The organism is Thermoflexus sp., assembly GCF_025055495.1.
In the GTDB taxonomy this organism is placed as follows: domain Bacteria; phylum Chloroflexota; class Anaerolineae; order Thermoflexales; family Thermoflexaceae; genus Thermoflexus.
This window is the reverse complement of the sequence record NZ_JANWXB010000375.1, coordinates 1-8,326: the sequence shown is the minus strand read 5'-3', so window position 1 is coordinate 8,326 and position 8,326 is coordinate 1. Positions and strand designations below refer to the sequence as shown.

Genomic DNA, 8,326 nt, shown 5'->3' with positions numbered 1-8,326 from the left:
CTTTTTTTGTGTGGGTGTTGGGGGGGGGGGGGGGGGGGCCCCCCCCCCCCCCCCACCGCCCCCAAACGATTCTTTCTCCTCCCTCGCTATGGTCCAGAGGGCCGTAGTGAGGGAAAAAAGGAGTCATTGCCATCCAGACTGGCTTCGGTCCCCCCAATCTCCGATTCATAGATAAAGCGTTCTTTCCCCCTTCTCCCCCAAAAGGGGAGAGAGAGGGAAAGGAAGTAGGGCCGATCCCTTCCCCCCATCATCCCGCCGTGCTCCCTTGGTTCCGGCCCCGGGCGGACAGCAACCCAGGATCTTCCTCCCCGCGTCTCAAAGGGCCATCAGGAGGGGGAATGAGGGCGTCTGAGCGCAGAGCTGCCGAAGGTGGTCCCGCCCCCAGATGCCCCACTCATGCCTTTTCCTTAGCCGCCTCGCGCTCCCGACGGGCCTGCTCGATGATGGCCTGAGCGATGTGCGGAGGAACCTCTTCGTAGTGGCTGAACACCATGCGGAACACCCCGCGCCCCTGGGTGAGGGAGCGCAACTGAGTGGCATAGCGCTGCATCTCCGCCAGCGGGGCAAGGGCCGTGATCACGCTTTTGTCCCCCTGTTGTTCGATCCCCTGCACCCGGGCCCGGCGGGTGTTGAGATCGCTGATCACATCCCCGGTGAACTGTTCGGGGACGATAATGGTGAACTGCATGATCGGCTCCAGAAGCACCGGGCCGGCTTGCTGGAACGCCAGCTTGAAGGCCTCGCGCCCCGCGATCTGGAAGGAGATGTCGTTGGAATCCACCGGGTGTTCCTTGCCATCGTAAACGGCCACCCGCACATCCACGATGGGATACCCGGCCAGCAACCCCTGCTCCATCACCCCCCGGACCCCTTTCTCGATCGAGGGGGCGAAGTTCGAGGAGATCGCCCCGCCGAAAACCTCCCACACGTATTCAAAGCCGCCATCCCGGGGGAGGGGCTCGATCCGGAGATGGACCTCCCCGAACTGTCCTGCGCCGCCGGTCTGCTTTTTGTGTCGATACTGAGCCCGGGCCACCTTCGTGATCGTCTCCCGATAGGGGACCTTCGGAATGCTGGTCACGATCTCCACCCCGAATTTGGTGGCCGCCCGACGGACCGCCACATCGATGTGGGTATCCCCCATCCCCTCCAGGATGGTCTGATGGGTGGACGGCTCCTGGCGGAGATGCAGCGTGGGATCCTCCTCGCACAAGCGCTGGAGAGTGGGGATCAGCTTGGCGGAGTCCGCCTTGGTTTTAGGCTCCATCGCCACGGCATACAACGGCGTGGGATAGACCGGCGGGGCAATACGGACCGGATGGCTGCGATCGCACAGGGTGTCCCCATGGCCTGTCACGCTCAGCTTCGGCACCGCCCCGATGTCCCCCGCCGCCAGCTCCGGAACAGGGATCTGCTCCTTCCCCCGCATCACGAAGATCTGAGCCAGCCGCTCGTCCTGATTCCGGTTGACATTAAACAGGTGCGAGTTGGAACGCACAGTGCCACGGAAGACACGGAAGTAGGCAAGCTTCCCCACGAAAGGATCCGCTGTGACTTTAAACACATAAGCTACCGTGGAGCCCGCAGGATCCGCGTGCACCCGTTCGGGCTGACCATTGGAAACCGGGAGCGCTTCCACCGGCTTCGCCTCCAGAGGGGAAGGGGCCAGCTGAACCAGGAGATCCAACAAAGGACCCACGCCGACCGTTGAAAGCCCTCCCGCGCATACCACCGGGACGATGCGCCCGGCCAGGAAACCAGCCTTCAACCCGCGCCGGATTTCCTCTTCGGTCAGCTCTCCACCCTCTAAATACTTCACAATCAACTCATCATCCGCCTCTGCTGCGGCCTCCATCAACCGCATCCGGGCCTCCTCCGCCTCCTCCTGTAGGCCAGCAGGGATCTCACCGATCTCCCCCCGCGGGCCCCGCCGTGCCTTCATGGCGATGAGATCCACCACCCCTTCGAACGCGGCCTGGCTGCCGATGGGAAGCTGGATGGGAACGAAGCTCGCCTTGAAAACGCGGCGCAGGCTCTCCAGGGCGTTCTCGAAATTCGCGTTATCCCGATCCATCTTGCTGATGACGGCGATGCGAGGCAGTCCTCGCTCCTCCAGGGCCGCCCAGGCTTGCTCCGTGCCCACCTCCACGCCTGCCACGCTATCCACAACCAGAAGCGCACAGTCCGCCACATGGACGGCGCTCTTCATCTCGCCGACAAAATCCAGATAGCCCGGAGCATCCAGGAGGTTGATTTTGTGATCGGACCACTCAATGGGGACCAGGGAGGTATAAATGGAGAGACGACGGCGGATCTCCTCTTCATCGAAATCAGAGACCGTGTTGCCTTCCTCTACACGGCCCATGCGGGTGGTCGCCCCACTCAGGAATAACATCGCCTCCACCAGCGTGGTCTTGCCCGACCCGTTATGACCCACCAGCACGACGTTGCGGAGGTTCTCGGTTCGATAGACTTTCATCGCGCCTCCCCCTGATTGAGAATGAATATGGATCCGCTCCTCCGAACGGGAGGGTTCTTGCAGGTCCTCGAAACGCGTTCCAAAACGGGCAGGCCTGTTCCATAAACCGCCCGGTTGAAGGCTTGCTCCACAACTTCAATTATAGCCGGGCAGCTTGCGAATTGAGGAAGAGGGGCGCCCAAGAAATCCCCACAGGCAACCCAGGAGTCGGGGTAACCATGGGGGGTTGCCCCTGCACGCCACATCGCGCGCCACGTTTCTTGTAGGGGCAGGCCCCTGTGCCTGCCCCACGCCCCTGCGCCTGCCCCAGGCCCCGTGTCGGCCCCATCGGGGCGACCACAGGGGGTCGCCCCTACACGCCACATCGCGCCACGTTTCTTGTAGGGGCAGGCCCCTGTGCCCGCCCTACGCCCCTGTGCCTGCCCCACGCCCCTGTGCCTGGATCAATTCATTCGATCCGCCTGCTGAAGGCGACGGAGCAGCCGGGTCTCCAGATCTTCCTCTGGACCTGGCGGACCCAGCGCATCTTGATGACGTCGGATCAGGGCGACCGTGAGGGGGTCGCAGCCCGCCTCCATCGCCCATGCCGCCCCGATCTCTGGATGGGCCTGATAACGGCGCACCCGCTCCATCCAATGGCGGAGCACAGGCCAGCGGGAGCATCCGAAACGCCAGATCCGCTGGCCCATGGCGTTCCCCAACACAATCAGCCCTCGCTCCCACGGCCGCAGCGACGCCGCTGTCTTCCCCACGTCATGTAACAGCGCCGCTCTCAAGAGGGCCGGATGCGTTTCCCCCCACGCCAGCAGGGTCCGCAGCACCGCCAGGCTGTGCCGCTGATCCGCTGGGGCCATCCGCCAGAACAACGCCTGAGCCTCCAAAGGAAGGATCCGCGCCACCAGCGCCCGATCTTCCTCCCGGATCCGAACGGCGATCGCCCACCAGAGTTGCCGGAAGCGATAGAACAGCCGGAACATGGAGCGATCCTCAAATCCATGCGAAGTTATTCTGTTCCATTCTGCTCCAGGAGATGGTTTCCCGAAAAAGATCTTCAGCAGCCAGGAAGGTCCCCTCCAACCTTGACATCGAACAAATGTTCGGCTAAGATTTGGGAAAACTTGGGATATATTTGGGAATATCGGAGGCTGAAAATGAAGCGGGGGCACCGATCGCGGATCCGGCGGGATCTTCGCCAGGAGATTCTGGCTTTCATCGTCCGCTGGTATCAACAGGAAAGAACATATCCCACGGTTCGGGAGATCCAGAAGGGATTGAAGATCTCCTCCCCCTCAGTCGTGGATTACCATCTCCGTCGCCTGGAGGAAGAGGGCCTCATCGTCCGGGTAGGCCGGCGATCCCGAGGGATTCGCCTCCGGCGCTGGCCCGATGGCCTGGCCCCGGAAGCGGATCTGATCCCCATCCCCTTCCTGGGTTCGATCGCTGCCGGCGAGCCCATCCCCAATCCCGGCGCAACTCCCCTCGCCTGGATCCGGATCCCCCGCCTTTGGCTGGTCGATGGGAACGGCCTGTTCGCCCTCCGGGTTCAGGGGAACTCCATGGTTGACGCCTTGGTGGGCGATGGCGACCTGATCATTGTCAAGCCGATCCCCCAGGTGGAAGAGGGGGAGATGGCGGTGGTCTGGCTGGCCGATCGCCACGAAACGACCCTGAAACGCGTTTACCGGGAGGGGGATCGCATCCGCCTGCAGCCGGCCCATCCCGCGATGACCCCCCTCTATGTGCCGGCCGAGGTGGTGCACATTCAGGGAAAGGTGGTCCAGGTGCTTCGGAATCTAAACGGCATCCCGCTTCCAGGGGGGCAGTATTCACCTTCCACGGGGAGGGAAGACAAATAGCAGGGGAGGCCGTCCGGGATGGTCTCCCTCAACCATTCGTGTCACGCCAGGTGCAACTTCCGAGCTCTCCCGCGAGTTTTGGGGCTGGGGCGCTGCCTTCGGCAGTGCCCCAGCCCTAATCCCCCCCTGCCCACTCGGCAAATCAACGGGCGGTCGCTTCTACAGAGGCTGGGATCTCCTCAGAGAGGACAATCCGGATGTCCACTGTGTGAATCTCTTGCCCCGGACGGGCCACCACGACGATGTTCAGGTCGATCTCCACGATCTCTGGATGTTCCAGCATCATCTGGCCCACCCGTCGCAGGATATCGACAACGGCCTCGATCTCCGCCGACCCCCCCGTTCGATCGCGCCGTAGGAGACGGCGACCGATCCCGGTCTCTTCCAGAATGTCCCTCGCCTCCGCCCATGTCAAGGGAGGAAGTCGGAACGTCACATCCTCTAGCGCGAGAAGGCTCTCTGGGCGTGGGCCGCCGAAAGCGGTCCACGCCCTCGAGGGATATTCCAATCCCATCTCTGGGCCTCGTGCCAACTCCCAGAAAACCCAAACGAGGAAGCCAACAGTATAATAGGCCGTAATCCAGCCGGATCGGCCTGCCCTGTTGGGTTCCCCTCCAGGGGCAGAAGGCTTAAGAACTTTTATGGAGGATTTATCCATGGTTCTCGCAGATACGGTTTTCCCAGAGTCAATGCGCCGAACGCAGGCGCGGCAGCTAACCGCCAACGTCCTCCTGATCCTGGGCGGCAGCCTGTTCGCCGCCCTGATGGCCCAGATCGCCATCCCTCTACCCTTCACACCTGTCCCCATTACCGGCCAGACCCTGGCGGTGCTCCTGGTCGGAGCATCCCTGGGAAGCCGGCGAGGAGCGCTCAGCATCGCCGCCTATGTTCTGGAGGGCGCGCTGGGCCTGCCGGTCTTCGCCGGTGGGGCAGCCGGGATCTCCCGTCTGCAAGGTCCAACAGGAGGGTATCTCATCGGGTTTATCGCGGCGGCCTTCATCACCGGATGGCTGGCTGAACGTGGGTGGGATCGCCGGCCTCTCTCCACGGCGCTGGCGATGCTGGCGGGGAACGCGGTGATTTACCTGTTCGGCCTCCCCTGGCTGGCCCTCTTCCTCGGAGGCTTCCTGGGCCCGAAGGGGGCGATCGCCCTGGGGCTGCTGCCCTTTATCCCTGGTGATCTGTTGAAACTGGCCCTGGCCACCCTTCTCCTCCCCTCGACCTGGTGGATCGTTCAAAACATCCATAAGGATTGACTCTGCGTCGCTGCCATCTGAACGATCCCTGCCAGGGATTCGGGACTTCCCCCGCCCGGAGGCCCTTTGGTCTCGGGGAGGGGAAAGGCACTATGCACAGTCCCCTTCCCCTTTTGGGCGAGATCGCCTTCGGCGGCCTCGCCCGCCAGAACGATCCCTGCGCAATCAAGGGCACGATCCGCACATCGTGGGGGTAGGCAGGCGGCGAAGCCGCCCACCTGCCCCCATGAGATCCGACAGGATGAGCTCAAAGCGATGAAAGCCGACGTTCGCTACGAAGAGATCAGCGAGAATCTTCTGCGCTGGTATGCAGCGAACCATCGGGATCTTCCCTGGCGCCGCCGGCGGGATCCCTATGCCGTGTGGGTCGCCGAGATCATGCTCCAGCAAACCCGGGTGGAGACGGTCATCCCCTACTATGAGCGGTTCCTCGCCCGCTTCCCCACGCTCCAGGATCTGGCCGCGGCGTCACTGGAGGAGGTGCTGAAAGCCTGGGAGGGGTTAGGCTATTACGCTCGGGCGCGGCATCTGCACCGCGCGGCCCGTATTCTGATGGAAGAGCATGGCGGATCGTTCCCTCAGACCCTGCAGGAATGGCGGCGCCTGCCCGGGGTCGGCCCCTATGTCGCCGCCGCCATCCTGAGCATCGCCTTCGGACAGGATCTCCCCGCGATTGATGGGAACGCCGTGCGAGTGCTGGCGCGGCTCTTCGCCGTCCAGGAGGATCCCCGCCGGCCGGCGGGCCGGCGTCGGCTCCAGGCCCTGGCGGAACGTCTGCTCCCGCCGGGCCGGGCGGGGGATTTCAATCAGGCCCTGATGGATCTGGGTGCTACCCTGTGCACGCCGAAGGCGCCCCGTTGTCCCGAGTGCCCCCTCCAGGCCTTCTGCGCTGCCTTCCACCAGGGGAATTCAGAAGCGTTCCCGGTTCGAGCCCCTCGCCGATCTCTTCCCCACTACGACGTGACCGCAGGGGTGATCCAGGACGGTGATCAGGTGCTGATCGCCCAGCGCCCGCCGGAGGGCATGCTGGGCGGGCTGTGGGAGTTCCCAGGCGGAAAGGTAGAGCCCGGGGAAGACCTAAAGGAATGCCTGAGGCGGGAGCTCCGGGAGGAGCTGGGGATCGAGGTGGAGGTGCTGGAGCCGATGATGACCCTCCGGCACACCTACACCCATATGCGCATCACGCTCCATGTCTTCCGATGTCGATGGGTTGGGGGAACCCTCCAGCCCATCGGCTGCGCGGATGCCCGCTGGGTCCGGATCCAGGAGCTGGATCGCTATCCGTTTCCGAACACCGATCGCCAGATCGTGGAACGATTGAAGGAGGACTTCGAGGCGGGGCAGCTGAGCCGTGAACGCCTTTAATAAACATAGGAGTTACGCAGCTCCTCATCCCCTGAGGCTTTGGGGGGCATGGGCCGCCGAAGGTGGCCCATGCCCACGGAAAAGCATTCCAAAGTTCGGAAAGCGGGCCAGCCCCTCAGCGATCGCGCTATAAAGAGAAAGCTGGGCAGGCTGCCGAAGGCGTCCTGCTCAGCCCCCCAAATCCCTCAGAGGGTTCCCTCGGATTTAATCCACCCAAGGGTTGATCGCGAATTTAAATCCCTCACGGCGTTCCATCCGCTCAAAGGCCTCCAGGAGACGAAGGAGCGGGAACTCTCCGCTGATCAGATGCTCCACAGGGATCCGTCCAGCAGCCAGGAGGTTCAGGGCTGCCCCCACGAAGCGGGGGTGATGATGGAAGACACCCCGAAGGGTGAGCTCCTGGTAGTGGAGCCGGGCGGTATCGAAAGCGGCCCGGGTGCCCACCGGGCATCCGCCGAACAGGATCACCCGCCCGCCCGGCCTCACCGCGTCCGCGGCGGCCTCCCACACCTCCACACGCCCCACCGCCTCGAACACAATGTCCGGCAACTCTCCAAGGGCTTGTTGAAGCGCAGCGTGGATGTCCTCCCTGGGATCCAGCGTCAGATCCACCCCGATCGCCCGGGCGGTCTCCCGGCGCTCCGGATGGGGATCCGAAAGGGCCACCCATGCCCCGCGGGATTTGGCTAAGTGGGCCAGCATCAACCCCAGCGCGCCCCCGCCCATCACCAGGACCGTGGATCCGGGCTCCACCTCCGCCGCCTCGATGCCGCGCAGGGCACACGCCAGCGGCTCCACCAGCGCCGCAGCCGCCCCAGAGAGATGATCGGGGATTGGATACAGATTGACGCGGACGATCGGCGCAGGGATCCGGGCATACTGAGCGAAGGCGCCGAAGAAAAAGGTGAGGTTCAGACACAGGCTGAATTCCCCCCGATCACAGAACCGGCAGGCGCCGCATGGGGCGGAGTTGGCCGCGACCACCCGCATCCCGGGACGGAAATTCCATACGCCCTCTCCCACAGCGACGATCTCCCCCGCCACCTCGTGGCCGAACAGGGAAGGCAGAGGACCCAGGGCGGGATGACGTCCCCGTCGGAAGATCTTGACGTCCGTGCCGCAGGTGAGGGCGCGTTCCACCCGAAGGATCACTTCCCCTGGACCCGGCTCGGGCACGAGGATCTCTTCCAGCCGCAGATCTCCAGGCCCATAGAGGCGGGCCGCCAGCATCCGCTCCGGCATGGACTCCCTCCGAATTGTTTCCCATTACTTTATCGGGGGAGTTAAAATGGCTCAAGTCAGCTGACATATACCCCATTTCGGCAAACCATGGACTTTGGGGCTTTGGGGGGCCGGGTGGGCCGCCTTCG

Annotated in this window: 7 protein-coding genes; 3 read left to right on the top strand and 4 right to left on the bottom strand. The window is 63.7% G+C overall.

Features of this window, described 5'->3' with window-relative positions:
* Positions 1-394: 394 nt before the first annotated feature.
* Positions 395-2,479 carry an elongation factor G gene (gene fusA / locus NZM16_RS12175; protein WP_295451937.1) on the bottom strand — a complete coding sequence of 695 codons (2,085 nt, stop codon included), beginning with the start codon at positions 2,477-2,479 and terminating at the stop codon, positions 395-397.
* A gap of 443 nt (positions 2,480-2,922) precedes the next feature.
* Positions 2,923-3,456, bottom strand: coding sequence for a hypothetical protein (locus tag NZM16_RS12170; RefSeq protein ID WP_295480608.1), 534 nt, complete (start codon positions 3,454-3,456; stop codon positions 2,923-2,925).
* Between the two features lie 174 nt (positions 3,457-3,630).
* Here NZM16_RS12170 and lexA point away from each other — a divergent pair, with 174 nt between their 5' ends.
* Positions 3,631-4,335, top strand: a complete 705-nt coding sequence (gene lexA, locus NZM16_RS12165; RefSeq protein ID WP_295451941.1) for a transcriptional repressor LexA — start codon at positions 3,631-3,633, stop codon at positions 4,333-4,335.
* A 142-nt stretch (positions 4,336-4,477) separates the two neighbouring features.
* Here lexA and NZM16_RS12160 read toward each other — a convergent pair whose 3' ends face one another.
* Entirely contained in the window at positions 4,478-4,849 is a 372-nt protein-coding gene (locus tag NZM16_RS12160) for an acetate--CoA ligase family protein (RefSeq protein WP_295451943.1), read from the bottom strand.
* A gap of 175 nt (positions 4,850-5,024) precedes the next feature.
* Here NZM16_RS12160 and NZM16_RS12155 point away from each other — a divergent pair, with 175 nt between their 5' ends.
* Positions 5,025-5,591, top strand: coding sequence for a biotin transporter BioY (locus NZM16_RS12155; protein ID WP_367281032.1), 567 nt, complete (start codon positions 5,025-5,027; stop codon positions 5,589-5,591).
* A 255-nt stretch (positions 5,592-5,846) separates the two neighbouring features.
* Positions 5,847-6,956 (top strand): A/G-specific adenine glycosylase, encoded by a 1,110-nt coding sequence (mutY, locus tag NZM16_RS12150; protein WP_295480604.1) that lies wholly within the window; start codon positions 5,847-5,849, stop codon positions 6,954-6,956.
* Between the two features lie 204 nt (positions 6,957-7,160).
* Here mutY and NZM16_RS12145 read toward each other — a convergent pair whose 3' ends face one another.
* Positions 7,161-8,198: an alcohol dehydrogenase catalytic domain-containing protein gene (locus NZM16_RS12145; protein WP_295453842.1), complete on the bottom strand. Its 1,038-nt coding sequence runs from the start codon at positions 8,196-8,198 to the stop codon at positions 7,161-7,163.
* Between the last annotated feature and the right edge of the window lie 128 nt (positions 8,199-8,326).